Source organism: Mycobacterium sp. DBP42 (genome assembly GCF_005924235.1).
Classification (GTDB): domain Bacteria; phylum Actinomycetota; class Actinomycetes; order Mycobacteriales; family Mycobacteriaceae; genus Mycobacterium; species Mycobacterium syngnathidarum.
In genome coordinates, this window is the sequence record NZ_VCMY01000026.1 from 45782 (window position 1) to 61731 (window position 15950).

Here is a 15950-nt window from a genome sequence, read left to right on the forward strand (position 1 = left end):
CGCACGCTGTGGTTCTTCATTACTGCCTGGCGACTGATGGCGGTTTGAAGTGTTCGTTTCCGAGGCCGGTGAGAGTCGTGTCCACCGCAGCGCTTTGCACTGTCCATTCGTATCGGCCCTCGGCGTCGAACTGCGCCCGCGCGTGCGGCAGGGTGTCGAATGCGACCGATTCGTTCTCGTACGGGCCGAGCATCGGGATGACCGTGTGACCGTCAGTGGCGGTGATGTACGCCCTCTGCGATGGTTGCTGGCGGTCTTGACTGCTACCTGCCAGCCATCCGATGACTGCAGCAGTCAGTGCGCAGATGAAGATGGCCGCGGCCAGATGTGTGATGACCAGTCCCGGTTGCGATCCAGCCCCAGCGAACCCCTGCAAGACACCGCCGATGCATCCGGCGCCAGCGGCGAAGACTGTGAGCATCACAGCCGGCAGATATTTCATGCGGATGTCCCCTCCCTCTCGATGGCGATCGGGTACGTGCCTCTGTTGACGGCAGTGCCGCCGGATCGCCACCGCCGGGTCGAGTGCGTGCGTGGCATCGCTCTTGTTGGCAGGGTTGCATGGCAGATCACACCGAAAGTGGCGTGGTGTTGCGCGGCAGGGTCCCGATTCCCGGTTTTCGGGCAAACAGAACCGCCCACACGCTCGACAAATGCGCTAGCAGGCCCGTAGGCGCACGAACGTCGCTCCCCCGATGTAGTCCACGCCGATCGCGTTTCACACCGCTGCAGCGGCGCCCTGAGGGGCGGATTTAGGACATCAGTGCCGTTGACTGCTGAATATCGCCAGGCCACGAAGAACTCCGAGACATTGCAGCGTCGCGGGACCAGGGAGATCAGATCATTCAAGATGCAACGCCCTCACCGGTGTCGGCGGCTTTCTTGGACCGAGCGGGGCCGCGCCGCCGCTTGAAGTACAAGGTCAGTGCCTCATCGACAAGAGCACTGCGTGACGGCGCACCCCACTCCGGGACTAGCTGCTCGTCGATCGTCTTTGCGTCAGTGGCGTTGAGTCCAGTCAGGGCGATCTTGGCCGGCGGAGCGGTGTGGCGACGGCGCTGGCGGACAACCGGCTGGCGGGTGAACAAGCTTCCCGGCGCTTTCTCTGCGGTGTCCGCTTGCTTCCAGTGACGGGCCAGCTCCTCTTGGCCGGCATCGATGGCGTCGAGGACGATCTGGCCGTATGTGCGGGCCTTGGCCGGGTTCTTCTTCTTTTCAGCCAAGTTCAGATTACGGAGCTTGGCCTGGTTGTCGGCCGAGATTTCCGCGGTCGGGTTACCTTCACCATCACGATCGACAGTCTTGGTCACGCGCGGGGCCCGCGGGGTGACGACGCGTTGCACCTTCTCCCCCGCCGATTGGTTGCCCTCTCCCGAAATCGGCGACGCTGGAGTTTCGACTGGTGCAAGCGTCTGCGCCGATGCCGGCGGCGCAACGGCCGTAGGGGTGGGCGTGGACTCTGCCTGCCCTGCCCGGTTCCCGACCCCGACCCTCGGCATGAACTCGTCCAGGTCGTCATCGTAGGCAGATTCGTCAAAGACACTCTTAGCCATAGGACTCTCCTATTTATTCCTGGGTTCCCGCTACCGACGCTGCCGACCGCTCTTTGACACGCCGCAGAACCTCGCCCCTGAGCTTCAGGAAATCCTCGGCGACCGCGCCCGGGTCTTTGGCCCAGAGCCGGTCAGTGGCGCCCGCCTTGTTCCGGTTACGAAGAGCGGTCAGTAGGCCCGCCTTCTGCTCTTCGCTGGGTTTGGCAAGTTCCTGGGCAGTAAGGTGCCGCTCTCGCATGTCAATGGCCAGCGCCGGGGAGCTGCGGATCGTCGCTTGGAACGGTTCGACCTCCGACCCGAGCATCTCCTTGATCTGGTTGAAGACGTGCGGGAGCCGCACCGAGGCGTTGGGGTTGACGTCGAAGAGTACAACGCCGATCAGGGCGATCTGCGATCCATAGCGCTTGGCACGGCGGTAACTGGCGGCGAGCTGGCGGACACCGTTAAGGGAGGCCCCATCTTCCTTGGTCGGCACGACCAAGTTGCGGCAGACCTGCAGGAGCGCGATGAGGAGCACTTTGTCGCCATGCCCGGAGTCAACAAGGATGATCTCGTACGGTTCGCGTTCACACAGCTCAGCGAGTCCGGCTTGCAAATTTTCAGCCAGGTCGACCGTTTCAGTTGCCGAGGCGACAGCAGTGGACACCTGACCGATCGCGGGACCGCCCATCAAAATGTCGAGGTTTGGACGGATATTTCTGTAAGGCTCGAGTTTCACCCCACCGCCCAGGCCGTATTGCAGGACGATGGCGAGGTTCCGGCCCTTGTCCGACTGGTCTTCGGGGACTCCGAGGTCATCCACGGTGAGGTTTCCCTGCTGGTCCGCATCGATGACCAGCACCTTTCTGCCGGTACGGGCAATCGCGACCCCGAGGTTCGCGACGGTTGTGGTCTTACCGTTGCCACCCTTCTGCGTGGCGAAGAGCACGGTCTCTGGGAGCTCTATCATGCGTTTGATACTAGCTCAGCATACGGATCGCTGTCCACGCCACGCAGACGATAGAGATACGTTTGTTACATCCCTTCGCCATACGTATCCCAATACGCCTCTACACCCACTTCACCAGTCGTAACGGCACTCGCCTGTACATACGCTCCAACATGGGCATGGGAGCCCGCTTCTGCAAGCGCATAGCTATCGCCATAAACACCCAGTAGCCCATCCGCGTCACCATTCCACTGACCATCGGTGTTACTTCCCGCATGAGCGACCAGATGACGGCACATATAGGGATATGCCTCACCATTCGTTCTTCATCCTGGATCGCCATCCGATTCTCCATGCAGACTGCCACTCGATTCCCATCCAGTGATGCCATGCCGCTTATGACTGGTCTCTCGTCAGCGGTACCCGTTCGGCTGTCAGTCCCATTAGGATCGTGCGTTGCGATCCGTTGCTGAAACCCCTTAGCTCTCGGCGTCTGTAACCGTATCCGACTACGGTTAGCTATACGCTTATCGTCACGGCTGAGCACGGGTTATCCCTCCCCTAACTGCAGCTAGTTCGACATTCACATGCACTTTCGTGAGAGATGCCGACTGGTTAGCCATATCGCTAGATATCTGGTTACCCGGCTGATTAGCGGATTCCATGTAGCCGCCAGGACACCGATGGGGGAGTGGAGTTGGTGCCACATTGGACCTCAGAACGACCTCCGCGTGCAGACGTGCATGCACAAGCGGCTCAGCAGCGACATCATTGCTGCTCAGAACCATTTTCTTCCCGCGCTGCACTCGTCGAACATAAACCTGACTGGAACAACGATGCCGTAGCGACACGGAAGCCGCAGCGTGCAGACTCCGAACCTCGCGCTACTCACGGCGGCAGAGTTTCTAGGCTCCAAGGCAAGCGGGCATCGAGTACTCGGAAAGTTCGTCTGATGTATCGCTCTGGGGCCCGAGCATCGATTGGGCTGGCATGGGGTTGCTCAAAAGTCTTGGTGGGTGATCTACCGGCGCTTGCGATGTGCGGGTCTCCGCTGCTCACGGAGACACCCAGTCAGGGTATAGGGCAATACTTCTGCCACGATCTGAACACCGCAGGCAGCAGATATCGGCAGTATCGAGTCGGGCAGCGCGCAGTGTTTTCGGCTCAGTTGTGTGCGCATGCCTACGACACAAGTAGTTCACGACGGCGAGTGTTTCGATCGCTATGGCACCGAAGATGCGCGGATGACATGACAACGGTTGGTCCGCCGATGTGGGCAACAGCTTCGAGAAGGCTCGCCACAACGAAGAGTTCTACGGACGACCGATTCGTCCTGCGATTGAACTCGCCATCTGGCAAATCGATTGGCAAGCTAAGCGCGGACAAACAGTCCCGGCGCCAGGCACATGCCTGTTCCAACGCGTAACTACTGGCCGCGCTCCACCCGTCGCATGGCGTGGAAACAGGGCAGCGCATCCGGGCATATCGCGGGCCCAAGACAGCCAGCAGTCGCCCTTGCCGAGCTGCGCCAAGTCACGTCAACACGATTCGAGCACTCCGCATCGCCCGCCTGTCCCTCGGCGGCGCTTCCGAACCCCACCGTGGCAGCCGGCGGAGCGAAACTAAGCCTGACACGGTGGTGGGGGAGGGCGGGGGCCTGGCGACCTCCAAAACACGCCGACCTGCGGATATAGCATCAGGGCGCGAGGGGGCAGAAACCCCTCTCAGCCGCAATGGTCCCTGGTTTGCCCCCTACGCCACTCGCGGCCCTCTCAGCACCAGGCACATTAACCGGGCCGCGTTTGCGCCTCCATGGACTCGCCAGCGCATTTAACGAGGTCGCAGCGCCGCCCGGTCAGGACCCATAGCCGAGACGGCAGGAATAGAACGGGCGGATAGCTACCTGCGTAGTGACAACGTTCGCTGCCGGCACGATCCCCGGAATACTTCTCTAACTCGCCCTGCGGTTCCGCCAGTCGGCGAGCCGTCGCCTGCGCGCGACTCTTTATCGCGTCCAGCACCTGTTCGCCGAGAGCTGCGATGACGTGGCTTGCTGGCGAGCGGAGTTCGCGCACCAGCGGCCAACTTCGCGTCAGGATCCGTTCATACCGAACCGTGCTGATCTTGTGCGGCTAGCGTGACAAGGCGACAAGGCTCGGAAAGTGGCTATCTGGCTATCTGTGCCCGTGGTCGGCAGTGGGGTGCAAAACTGCCCCTGGACGCGCCTTCAAGCGATTGACCCCTGCTTTCAGACCCCTCCGCCAGGAGTGGTGTCAGAACTGTCTCTAGGTGGCGTCACCTGATAGCGGTGATGCCTGGCTGGGGGACTCGGGCCGGATTGAGTTCAGTACCCGGTGTAGCCATTGGCGTGGCGGCGGGTTTCGAAGCGATCGAAATTTGCGCCGGCGTGGGGTTCAACGTCGTACTCGTCCATGACGTAGCGCATCGATGCAGCGATGTTGGCGACGGGGTCGAAGATGTTGTCGCTGGTACCCGCGACGTGGTGGCCTTTGAATGTTCCTGGCACGACCTGGCATAGGCCTCGTGCAGCGTTGGCTGGGCCGCCGTCGGATGCCGTGGATCCGCTCAGGTTGACGTCCTTGACGCCTTGGATGATGTCGGCGTTGTTGCCGCTTTCGTGCTCGATCATGAATCGGTATAGCGCGTGCCATTTCGCTCGAACGACCTTGTCAGCGGGTATACCCGCGGCGTCGGCAGCCTTGTCGATCGCGACTCGAAGTTCGGCGGGGGAGAGTACCCCTTTTCCCGTCTTAGCCAGCTTCGCCTCGGAAAGTGGCTGCTTGGCGCCGGATCCGACATGATGCCCGGCTTCCATGGCCTGGGTGGCCGATTGCGGCGTCACCCCGGCATTGGACAGGAGTGAGGCTAGCGCCTGTGGGGAGATGGGCCGCATTGATGCTGGGATCGCCGTTGGGCTGGCGGCCGGGGTGGCCGGCGCCGGCATTGCGGCCGGTGGCGCAGCGGGCATTGCCGCCGGTGCGGGACTGCCGTACGCGGCCGGGGACGGGCTTGCTCCCGTCGGCATTTGACCAGGTGACCCTTTGAATTTCCCGGCCGATTGTTTGTCGGCGTCGGTGATATCCGTGACGCCTTTGGCGGACTTGTCCAGAGTCTTCTTCGAATCGTCTAGCTCGGTTTTCGTCTTGTCTGTGTGCTTTGCCAAAGCGTCGTCGATGTCGTCGAGGCCAGTGCTCGGCGCGGGCCCAGTAGCTCGGGTTTGGGCATCGCTAACCCCTTGGCGGCTAGATTCGAACGCGCCCTTCGAGTTGGGGTCAATGGTGGTGTCGGGGCTTGTCATCGGCTATTCCCGCATGCGCTCAAGAATGGTCACTGGCGGTGCGGTTGCGGGAATGGCTGACTCACCGTGTTGGGAGTTGTCTGGCCTTGTGGCTCACCGGATTCGGTGACTGGTGGGATGTCTGCGGTTCCGACCGAGGGCGGTGAACTGGAGAGTGCTCCTTGACCGACCGGTGAAGCGGTCGGGTCCACTACAGGCGTTCCTGGTTCGGGCATTTGAAAGATTCCGTCGTTGGGGCCCACGGGGTTGATGACCTCGTCAACGGGCTTGGTTTCACCTTGTTCGTTGACGGCTTCACCGTTTCCGAGGTAGTAGGCCATGTCGGCGCCGTTGTTGCTGACGATCACCGCGCCGGGCTCGGCCTTAGTGATGGAGTCGACCGACTGGCCGATCGGTTGGCCGACCGGGGGAATGGTGTAGCCATTGTCCGCAAGGGACTGGGTGATCGGGATGCCCGGCCCTGATTGAGCCGCTTCCACGCTTTGCCTGATCGCCGCAGCCATCCGAGCAGAATCGAACACGTAGTCCTTGTTGCCGATGCGGACTGTCCGATCGGCGCCTGGTGGTGGTGTCGCTGCGGCGGGAGGAGCTCCTGGCGTTCCGGGAACTGCGGCGAGCGTGTCGGTGTGGTTCTGGGGATCGTCGGGGTTGTCTCCCTTGTGGTCGTCTCCGCCGTTGTCGGTCTTGTCCTTGGGGTCTTTGTCTTCGGGGTCTTTGTGGTCGTCGAGGGGCTGTTGGTCGGCCATCGGGTTCATGCCGGCGTCCGGTGTCATCGGCCCTGCCGAGGGCATGGGGGGAATCGAGGGCATCGGCATGCCCCCACCACCGGGAATGCTCGGCGCCGACAACGGGGGAATCGACGACAGCAGGCCGTCCAACGGTGATTTCGTATCGCCATTAGTTGGTGTTTGCGGCACTGCGGCAGTCGGCGCAGGCTCAGCGGCCGAGGGTGCGGCAGGGGAAGGCTGTGCAGACGGGCCGGTGCGGTTGACCGATGACACCGGGGTGGTAGTGCCAGCGCCGTTGGGTGCGGTGGTGGGAACCGACCAGTTCGAGAACGCGGCGGAGACCCCTGCATTGTGCTTGGTTATTTCCCCCGCGGCGGCTTTCGCCGAAACGATACTGTCGTCCATTTTCGCAACGTTGACATGATTCGCTGTGAAAGGGATGAGCCCGCTAGTGCTGTTTGCAATTTCCGCGCGGTTGCCATTGTTTATTTCGCGGAATTTTTGATAGAATTCGTTCGCTTTCGTTGTAACCCCATTGACGGCGGACGCCGCACCAGGAGCGACCGTGTCTCGGTATTCATCTAATGCATCGGCCAATGGTCCGAGTTTCCCCGGAATTGACGACACCAAGTTTCCGGACGAGTCTGCCGTAAGCGAATTCGAAAGGTTTCTGATTGAGTCGGCGATTGAGCTTGCCTTAGGTCCGAGCTTGTTAATCGCAGATACCGTGGCCTTGAAGTCCGGCGTCGTCTCGATCGTTGGACTGGACGGCCAGACGTCGTCTGGAGGGTAGTTGAATGCCGCCGAGTTGGTCTGGGTCATGCCTTGATCGATTTTCTCGATCTGAGGATCGCGGTTGCCGTCGGCGGTCAGTGGCAGAAACTGCGTGCGCGGAGGACTGGGCGGCGCATCTCCGTCAGGGGGAAATCCCACACCGCCGATGCAGGAGATCAGCCCGTTGACGAGACTGCGGCTGTCCTTGTCAAACAGCCATGTAGCTGCGAGCACCACCGTTCCCACTACGGGCAGCGGCGCCAGCGCGACGCGTCCGAGGGTCATCATTCCGGCCTTGGCGAATGCTCGCGGGGCCTCTTTTGCAGCCGCCGTGGCCACCGCGCGGCCCGCTGCGGCAGCACCCCTGCTGACTGCTTGCCGACCAGCCATGCTCGGAGCCTTTTTCGTCGCTCGGAACAGATCGAGGTAGGACTCTGATCGGGCAGCCCTCAGCTTTGCTTCAAGAGCCGGCGATCGTTTCGTTGCGGCGACGAGGCCGGCGTAGCCTCCCATCGCCGTGCCGGGCAGCAGAAGCGCCTGGCTCATGTCGATGGCATTCGGCTCGGTCAGCGTGCGTGCAGTCAACGTCGGCGGGGTGGCTGCCGTCGGCGCCTGAGCCGCGGCGGCCAAGCCATTACCTGGCGACGGTGACGGTGACGGAGGTTCGGCCGGGGATGTCATTGCCTTGGCGCCTCTCGGAGTGTTTTCGCGTTATTCGGTGGTCAGTTGCGACAATTCAGCCGCTTAGTTCACAGTTTCGCCGATGCGGCCGGCGGCGCCGCCAAATTTGTTGTTTACGAACATCATGACGACGCCAGCAACAATTACAGACCCGACACCCAGCAACGCAATCGCTTTCACTTTATCTGATTCGTCTTTTTGCTTATCACGCATAACATTGCCCGCGACAACGAGGAAAATAATGCCAACGATCACGCCCAGCCAAGTGTTGATTGTGCTGGCCGCCCACGCACTCGATGATTGTCCGTAGGCGACAATAACTTCTCGCGTGGCGGCGATATTCAGACTTCCCATTAGCGGACCTTTCATCCTTTATATCGACTAGGGTAACAGTCACCAGAGGTCATCAGTCCGCTTAAAGAAAGGTGGTAAAGACATGCAACCGATCCTCGTGCGGATGGAACTCGGGCCCGTTGGCGGGCCAATGCCGAACTTTGCGGTCGTTGTGGATGAGTTTGTCCGCAAGGCTAAGGACGCTGGCATCGGGGCGAGGCCTGCGATGAAAGTCACCGATGTGCTCGAGTGGCCTGAGAAGTGGGAGGTCTCCGCCGGGACCGAGGGCTACGTTGCGTTGCTCGGCACCACCACTGATCGTGTGGACGCGGTCGACGTGCTCTCGTCGATCACAGTCTCGGTACCTGCGGTGATCGGCGCTAAGGTGCTCAGCCCCGCCGAGGTCGACGAGTTCCATGAGCAGGCTCGCCGTATCGTCGAGCGCCGCAAGCAGCAGCAGAACCGAAGCGCCGGCAGACATGCCTCTGCTCCCAGGGCCAGCTCGGGCGCGGCGCCAACCAGCGCTGGCCCTGACGAGCATCCTTTCGAGTTGGCGCTGAGCACACCTGAGGAGGTCAGGAAAACTCCGTTGGACATCTTGAGCTTGGTGCGGTGATGCTCCGTAAGGCATTCACCGCCGCGGCGCTGGCGATGTCGTCATGGGTGGGGCTGGCACCGGTATGCACGGCGGACACTCCGGGTGTGCGCCTACAGCCTGGGGTGTCGATCTATGTTGTCAACCGGGACACCCAGATTCAGTCGACGTGCACTCTCGGGTGGTTGGTGGTCTCGCCGACGGGACAGCTTCAGGCATTGACTGCTGGTCACTGCCGCACTGGGCCGGAAATCGCTGTTCGCGATCCTGCGACCGGCGACGCCTACGAGGCTGCCAGCTGGGTTGATTCCCGCAATTCCGGACACGACACGGTGCTCCACGGTACCGACATTGCGACGGTCGCCATCTCGACCGATCTAGGCCACAGCGTGTCCACCCGCGATGGCATCAGCGCCGCGGGAGTTTCGACCGCCCAGGACCTGCTGGATGATCCGCCCATCCGCGTCTGTAAGCGCGGTGGGCAAACTGGTGTCAGCTGTGGAGCGTTGGTCGCGGTCAGCGATGATCGTGTCGCGTTTCGCGCCGCGGTCGATCATGGCGATTCCGGCGGGCCTGTGTGGGCGGTATCGGGTACCGGGGACGTCACGGCCGTTGCGGTCGTCGTTGGCCAGTCCGACGACGACCCCTCGGTGACGGTGGGTCAGCTGATCAATCCTTGGCTTGTGCGCTGGGGTTGCAAGCTTGGTGTTGCCGCGTGATTGCGATTGCCGGGCTGGTCGGGGCTTGGGTGCTCAGTTGCTACTCGAACGCGTTCTCGTCGCTGTGGTGCCGGTTCGGGATGCTCTCGCCTGCCGGCCAAACCCATCTGTTCAGCCTGCCGTGGTCGTATCCGGCGGTCGGGTGGACACTCGAGACGCTTCTGGTGGATGCCGCTGCGCTGGCCGCGGTGTGTGTGCTGGCTCACGCGATCAGTGAATACGAAACGCAGACGGTCACTACCGAGGACGGCCGCAAACACACGCAGCGCACCTTCGCAAGTGCCCGTGCGGTTCACGTTCACATCAACACCCTCGGTGCCGCGAGCGTCGCTGCAGGCCTGGGAGTCGGGTTGCAGTTCGGTTGGGGCAGGACTTTCGCTGTGCCGCTGGTACTGCTCGGTTTTGTGGTGCTCGCTGTCGAGTCGGGTCGACGAGTTCCGACGCCGCCAGGGCCTGACGGCGCAGATGTCAGCATCAGCGAAGCGCATTTTGAGGGGTTGGCCGAACCGATAGATCTGGCTTCGCTGCCCCCGCAGTTCCTCCAGCGCGGGGCACTTCACGAAGACCTTCGTCGCTTGATACGGCTGGCCGCCGCCAAGTTCCCGTACAAGCTGGCGCTCGATATCGCTGCAACCGAGTTCGAGAACGGTGGCAATGGTGCGCACAGGCTGGTGTCGTGGGGTTTCCGGTGTGTTGAGCCAGGGTTCCTCACCGATACCGCTGTTCAGCAAAAACTCCAGACCACCTTCCTCAAGGGCGCCGGGGGTATTTGGACATTCCGATTCGACCCCCGCAGCGACACCTTCGGCGCGTCACGCAAATCTGGCATCCCGAAGCTGTGCTTTTCCCCGATGTGGCCGGTGATCTCCTCGGTCGCCGAGGCTCGCAAACGCTACATCGGATGGGAAGTCAAGCTCGGCGTAGCAGCCAGCGGCGTTGTCGGCGTGTGCATGGAGGCGATGGCTCATATCAAGGTGATCGGCGAGACCGGCGCGGGCAAGTCTGTTGCGATTCGCAGTTGGCTCGAACAGTTCCGCGCGATGGGTTGGATGCTGATCTTGGCCGACGGCAAAGGTGCTGACTATGCCGGCTACTTCGCGCCACACCCTGAGGATCACAACCTGCCTGTCCCGGGGACGGTGGCTGTAGGGCTCGGTTCGACAACTCGCGGAATGGCCTACGTCGGAGCGATCGTGTTGGCGTACCAGATCCTGCAGGAACGCCAGGAAGGCTCCCTGCAGGACAAGATCGACAACCCCGAGACCTGGAACTCGTTCACACCAGTACTGCTGGTGATGGATGAGATCAAGGGCATGCGGATGAAATGGAGAAACGCGCTCGGCAAGGACGGCGCCGCGGCAATCGAAGACATGGTCACCGAGATCACCTCACTCGGTCGCGAACTGCGGGTCCATGTCATGGTCATTTCCCAGGATGCACGCGACACCTCAGTCCCAGGCGTGTGGTGCTCCAACCTCCCTTTGACGATTTCGCTGGGCAAGCCCAACGACATGACCGTGGACAAGGGCTTTGAAGATTCAGTGCGGCCCAAGGTGCGCATGATCCGCGAGTCGATGGACCCAAAGCACAAAGGGCGCTGCCTGGTCGCATCCGTCCATCCTGACACGGGCGCCGCGGATGCCACCGAATATCAGGGTTACCTCGGCTACAGCCCCGGCGAGCATTGGAACAATCCGAAACTGCCGCCAGATACCGAGAAGCATTGGGCGCCTTTTAAAGAACAAGTTTCTGACCGTGTTCCGCGCCTCTACACTCGCCAGTGGTTCAAAATCGACGAGAAATCTGAGGCTCAGGTGACAGCGGAAGAGAACGGTAAGCCTGACTGCGGGTATATCGATTTCGACCTATTTACCGTTGAGGAGATTCAGCGCATGGAACGTGTCGCTCTCGACATAAGGGATTCGAGCGGAAAAATTGTTCCCAGCCCCGATATGGAGAAATACGATCCGGCCAGCCCCAGGTATGTGTGTCGACCGACGAGGCGTCGACGCAAACTCGTCGCGGAGATCTAGAAGGGGAACTGGTGTGAGCACTGTGGATCTGGGCGCAGGCCTGGCGAATTCCTTCATCTGCGCACCTAACGGGTTTTCGGTCAGCGTTGCCGGTGTCGTTGTCGATGGAGACAACGTTCTGATCACGCAGCGTGCAGACAACGGGAACTGGGAGCCGCCAGGGGGGATTCTGGAGCGCGGGGAGACCTTCGTTGAGGGAGTTACGCGCGAAGTTCTCGAAGAGACCGGGCTCGTCGTTGAGCCAACCCTGTTCACCGGCTGCTACCTCAACATGCGAGCGCATGTCGTTGCGCTGGTCTTTCACTGCACAGCACTGTCGGGGCAGCTTCGACTGAGCGCAGAGACCCAGGATTTGCGGTGGGTGCGTGCGCAGGAAGCAGCGTCCTGGATGTCTCCGGTGTTCGGCATCCGCGTCGAGGACGCGGTGAACTCCCTCGGCGAGACAGTGATTCGTTACCACGACGGCACTACGCTGATTTAGCGGCATTTTATTAGCGGATATATCGCGATGTTTGGCTGTTAGTATTATTTTCATGAGTGCTGCTATTCGGCTTCCGCATCGAATTATCGAGGATGGTGGGCGCAAGACTAAACAGCACCAGGTTGCCGACGCCATACGCAAAGCAATCATGGACGGGATTTACCGTCCGGGGCAACAACTTCCCACCGTTATTGAATTGACTGACCATTACAAAGTGAGTCGGTTGACAGTGCGTGATGCATTCAAGGTCTTGAGCAACGAAGGGCTCATTACTTCAGGGCGGGGGAGTGGCACATTTGTGCGCAAAGCTCCGCCGATTGTCCGGTTGGCCACGAACCGCTTACATCGCAAGTACCGCGAGCAGGGATTGGGTCCGTACGCGGTCGATGCAAAGTCAGCCGGCATCACGCCGGTCGTGGACGCAGTCCAGGTGTCGATCGTCATGTTCGACGCGGAGCTCGCCCAACAGGTTGATCACGCCGACTCAGACTGGCTGGGCAGCAAGGTCGTTCGACGCTCACGCCAGTACGTCATTGCAGGTCAGTCATTGCAGTGGTCGGTGTCCTACATTCCCTTGGATCTTGCCGAGGGCACCTCCATCATGAGTCGGGACACCGGAGACGGCGGGATCTACGCGCGCCTGGAGGAGTCCGGTCATCAGATCGGAAGGTTTCAGGAGACCGTGCAGGCGCGGTTGCCGTTGATCGACGAGATGGACAGGATTGCGGTGGGGTCGAGTCAGCCGGTCATTCGCACTGTGCGGAAAGCGTTCTCAGCCGGACCGAAAGAGCGGGTCCTGGAGATTTGCGACTCCGTCATGTCCGCAGACTCCTACCGGCTGGTGTACGACATTCCAGGCTAAAGCGTGTCGAACAACTCGGTTGAGTGTTGGGCACCGCACGGCGACGGCGTATGGGATTTATGGGGCTTGTATCGGATATTTCCCATACGTCTCAGGCTCATTCAGTTCCAGCGGGGGGAGCCACAGGCGGAAGCTGTTCAAGCGCCCTGGCGCGGTCGATGATCGCCGCGACACCGATTAATGCCTCGGGAGACAGTCCAGCAGCACGAGATGCGATATCACGCACGCCGGCATCGCGCATGACGCGAAGTACTTCAAGCTGGGACTCGATATCTTCGTTTGGCCCCGGTTCGAGAAGATAGCTCGCTGAGATCCCGAAGTAGTCGGCGATAGCACGCAGGTGCTGCATCGTGGGGTTTCGCTTCTTACCGGCACGCAGCTGGCCGAGGTACTGCGCTGTAATGCTTACTCCGGTCTTTTCTTCAATGCCCTTGGCCGCGGCGTAGTTCGACACTGGCGCTGTTCCGCGGGGGTGCATTGTGTCGAAGAGTTTGTTGAGCTTGGCCGCCAGATCTGAACCATCCAGCTCACCGATCGACTCAGGTTCGCTGCTATCCATGGCTCCACAGTTTCGTCATCGGCCAACAATGGAAACTGATGCTACCGCAGCGACCGGGCCGGACTTACCCAAGCTGGGATTTGATGAACGCCGCAACGCGAGCGTTTGCACCTTCAGGCACCGCCCCACCTGAGCGAACCGACCAAATCTCGTCCGTAGTAAGGCCGGTCAGAACGCTGATCAAACCGTCGGGAAGTCCGCTTTGCCTGCAAGCGGCGTCCAAACGGGCGGCTGTGGAATCTGGGATCCGCTCTAGTAGAAGATGACGCTTGGCTTCAAGATCGTGGACCGCCTGCAGTAGACGAGTAGTCATCTCTTTGTCTGTGACAGCGGACATCCGCCAGGAACTCGCCGTAAGTACCGTCACCTTGGCGCATTGGGCCAACGCCGCATTGACCGTGCTCATGAACCTTGAATTACTCGGTGGGGGCAGCTGGTCGATGAGCGCGTCAACCATGTCGATAGTCGCTTCGACGTGAGCGACCAGGACGTCAGAACCCTTGATCCTGCGAACCGGAAGCATGGTCGTAGCCTCGGTTGATCCGGCAGTGAAGCTGTCCACGAGCTCATCGAGCGCCGCGTCATCGTCGCCGGCCTCGGCCAACCGATAGAAGGATCCGGGTTTCCAGCCAAGACCGTTTTCGAGTCGCGTGATGGTTGAGGGACGTGGCACCTTGGTGGCTCGCTCGACGCGACTAATCGACATTTTGGCGAGCCCGGTCATGGCAGCCATCTCATCGAGGGTCCACCCTCTGCGGGTCCGCAAACGCCGAAGAGCTTCGCCAGCGTCTTTGAACGTCAAGGCACGCCGAGGCGGTTCGACGACGCGGTCATCATGCGGGGAATCGTACCGAGTCACGTTTTCTGTAGCGATATCACGCTTAGACGACACGCCAGACCCGGAGTAAACGTGATTTTCATGTAGCGATTCCAATGGAAGTTGATAGCCTCTCGGTCTAGATTTCTCATCTACCTGCAGTTACCTTCGCAGACCGGGCTCCACTCCTCGTTACCCGAACCCCTCAGATGCGTTCTAAACGTGATTCTGTTGATCTTACGCATGAGATCTCTTTGATTGCGAAAACCAGAGAATCAGCCATCTACCTGCGTACAACGCGCCCCGGGCTCAGCGACGGGCACCGGCCGGTTATCTACTCTCCGTCACCTTTTCTGTTCTAGCGCTTGATTAGTAGATATTGATGTGCTTACCCTGAGCACGCCCACACGTCTCCAGACGGCGGGGGTGAACAACTCCACAGGGTCGGTTCGACACAGTGGACATGGTTGGTTTCCATTGACGGACTGATACGAAACTGATATTTACTAGTAGGGCGGGTGGATGACACCCCTTCGAAGTGGACACGGGTAACGGGGACAGGGGATCAGCGTGAACGGTGAGGAAAGTGGTCGACCTACAGGCAAAACCGCTGGACTTTTAACGTTTCCAGCGACCGAGGCTCATCGTGATCAGTTGTGCCTATTCGAGGACGATCAGGTAAAACGCGACGCGGACCTGCCCAAGGTCGATGAATGCGCCCCACCCGACGAGGTGCATACGCCGGGCTCGACTGTGAGTGCCCCGGCGGTCGTCACCGAGCACGGCGGCATGTTGGTTCCCAATACCGACAGACCGGCGCCGTGCCGCGTTGCCTCCGATGATCCGGATGTGTGGACAGAGCCGAGGTTCTATCCGTATCTGGTCGAGATCTGCAACGAGTGCCCGTTTCGCCAGTGGTGCGCGAATGAAGCGTTGAAGTTGCACGCCGATGGCGACTACAGGCTGATCGGCCTTTGGGCCGGAATAGATTTCGTGGAGGGGGACCGGGCGGGCCGCTATCGCCGTCGCATCCAGAAGCTTGAGCACATCGCTGCCACTGGTGGTAGCGCGCCACGCACTCGACAGTCACGCCGCACACGCAGGTCAGACGCAGCATGAGGCGGGGGGGTGCGTGGGCAGCTGCAAACGGTGGTTCTCGAAATCTTGTCGACCGCTGGTCGCGCGATGACCATCGCAGAGTTGCGAGTTGGCTTGATCGACGCGGGGTTTGGCGGCATTCATTCCGAGCCGATTTACCGAAGCCTTGGGGCGTTGCGGCGTGATGGCGCTGTCCAAAGCATCCGCCATCAGGGGCAGGCCAGAACTCATTGGGCAGTTGCGGATTCGGCTGCTCTGCATCTGGCGCGATCACGGGCTGCTGAGCGCAGCGGGGGAAAGGGGGCTGTGGACGTTGCTTCCTGATTGCGCCTGGTCGGTCCCGAACAGACCGAGCCTGGGCGGAGTCTTCCCAGACATTAGAGACCCTCTGGCCAAAAACCAGAGAAGCCCCCACGAGGGGGGCATCTCAGGCCGGACGTAAAGCTGCAACCTTCTACGTCCAGGGTCTC

Annotated in this window: 15 protein-coding genes; 7 read left to right on the top strand and 8 right to left on the bottom strand. The window is 60.8% G+C overall.

The annotated features are described in order from the left end of the window. Positions 1 to 19: 19 nt before the first annotated feature. The 4 genes from E0T84_RS21170 to E0T84_RS21185 form a co-directional block, all read right to left on the bottom strand. Positions 20 to 442 carry a hypothetical protein gene (locus tag E0T84_RS21170; RefSeq protein WP_064925344.1) on the bottom strand — a complete coding sequence of 141 codons (423 nt, stop codon included), beginning with the start codon at positions 440 to 442 and terminating at the stop codon, positions 20 to 22. A gap of 403 nt (positions 443 to 845) precedes the next feature. Then, complete coding sequence (locus tag E0T84_RS21175) at positions 846 to 1553, bottom strand: hypothetical protein (RefSeq protein WP_064925342.1); 708 nt, start codon at positions 1551 to 1553, stop codon at positions 846 to 848. A gap of 13 nt (positions 1554 to 1566) precedes the next feature. Further along, positions 1567 to 2502, bottom strand: a complete 936-nt coding sequence (locus E0T84_RS21180) for a ParA family protein (protein WP_064925340.1) — start codon at positions 2500 to 2502, stop codon at positions 1567 to 1569. 2323 nt (positions 2503 to 4825) lie between these two features. After that, entirely contained in the window at positions 4826 to 5344 is a 519-nt protein-coding gene (locus tag E0T84_RS21185; protein ID WP_249383701.1) for a transglycosylase SLT domain-containing protein, read from the bottom strand. A gap of 40 nt (positions 5345 to 5384) precedes the next feature. Between E0T84_RS21185 and E0T84_RS32395 the strand changes: the two genes are divergently transcribed. Next, the gene (locus E0T84_RS32395; RefSeq protein ID WP_249383702.1) at positions 5385 to 5531 is read left to right on the top strand and encodes a hypothetical protein; all 147 of its coding nucleotides are present in this window, start codon (positions 5385 to 5387) and stop codon (positions 5529 to 5531) included. A 298-nt stretch (positions 5532 to 5829) separates the two neighbouring features. Here the strand turns inward: E0T84_RS32395 and E0T84_RS21190 are convergent, their stop codons facing one another. Together E0T84_RS21190 and E0T84_RS21195 are read right to left on the bottom strand one after the other, a co-directional pair. After that, on the bottom strand, positions 5830 to 7887 hold the full coding sequence (locus E0T84_RS21190) for a hypothetical protein (protein ID WP_131813056.1): 2058 nt from the start codon (positions 7885 to 7887) through the stop codon (positions 5830 to 5832). A gap of 159 nt (positions 7888 to 8046) precedes the next feature. After that, positions 8047 to 8337 carry a hypothetical protein gene (locus E0T84_RS21195; protein WP_064925330.1) on the bottom strand — a complete coding sequence of 97 codons (291 nt, stop codon included), beginning with the start codon at positions 8335 to 8337 and terminating at the stop codon, positions 8047 to 8049. A 205-nt stretch (positions 8338 to 8542) separates the two neighbouring features. Here E0T84_RS21195 and E0T84_RS21200 point away from each other — a divergent pair, with 205 nt between their 5' ends. From E0T84_RS21200 to E0T84_RS21220, 5 genes are read left to right on the top strand one after another with little or no spacing between them, the layout of a single operon-like run. Next, positions 8543 to 8932: a hypothetical protein gene (locus tag E0T84_RS21200; RefSeq protein WP_138745444.1), complete on the top strand. Its 390-nt coding sequence runs from the start codon at positions 8543 to 8545 to the stop codon at positions 8930 to 8932. Continuing rightward, on the top strand, positions 8929 to 9630 hold the full coding sequence (locus E0T84_RS21205; protein ID WP_138745445.1) for a hypothetical protein: 702 nt from the start codon (positions 8929 to 8931) through the stop codon (positions 9628 to 9630). The genes E0T84_RS21200 and E0T84_RS21205 overlap by 4 nt, the downstream gene beginning before the upstream one ends. Beyond that, on the top strand, positions 9627 to 11663 hold the full coding sequence (locus tag E0T84_RS21210) for a type IV secretion system DNA-binding domain-containing protein (protein ID WP_064925325.1): 2037 nt from the start codon (positions 9627 to 9629) through the stop codon (positions 11661 to 11663). Before E0T84_RS21205 ends, E0T84_RS21210 begins: the two co-directional genes overlap by 4 nt. Positions 11664 to 11676: 13 nt before the next feature. Next, positions 11677 to 12144 (top strand): NUDIX hydrolase, encoded by a 468-nt coding sequence (locus E0T84_RS21215; protein WP_371726189.1) that lies wholly within the window; start codon positions 11677 to 11679, stop codon positions 12142 to 12144. Positions 12145 to 12196: 52 nt separating this feature from the next. Next, on the top strand, positions 12197 to 13006 hold the full coding sequence (locus E0T84_RS21220) for a GntR family transcriptional regulator (protein ID WP_081285471.1): 810 nt from the start codon (positions 12197 to 12199) through the stop codon (positions 13004 to 13006). 97 nt (positions 13007 to 13103) lie between these two features. Here the strand turns inward: E0T84_RS21220 and E0T84_RS21225 are convergent, their stop codons facing one another. Then, positions 13104 to 13565, bottom strand: a complete 462-nt coding sequence (locus tag E0T84_RS21225; RefSeq protein WP_064925322.1) for a helix-turn-helix domain-containing protein — start codon at positions 13563 to 13565, stop codon at positions 13104 to 13106. 64 nt (positions 13566 to 13629) lie between these two features. Next, positions 13630 to 14457 (bottom strand): helix-turn-helix domain-containing protein, encoded by an 828-nt coding sequence (locus E0T84_RS21230; RefSeq protein ID WP_327083137.1) that lies wholly within the window; start codon positions 14455 to 14457, stop codon positions 13630 to 13632. 495 nt (positions 14458 to 14952) lie between these two features. Between E0T84_RS21230 and E0T84_RS21235 the strand changes: the two genes are divergently transcribed. Then, complete coding sequence (locus E0T84_RS21235; protein ID WP_131813055.1) at positions 14953 to 15501, top strand: hypothetical protein; 549 nt, start codon at positions 14953 to 14955, stop codon at positions 15499 to 15501. The last annotated feature ends 449 nt before the right edge of the window (positions 15502 to 15950 follow it).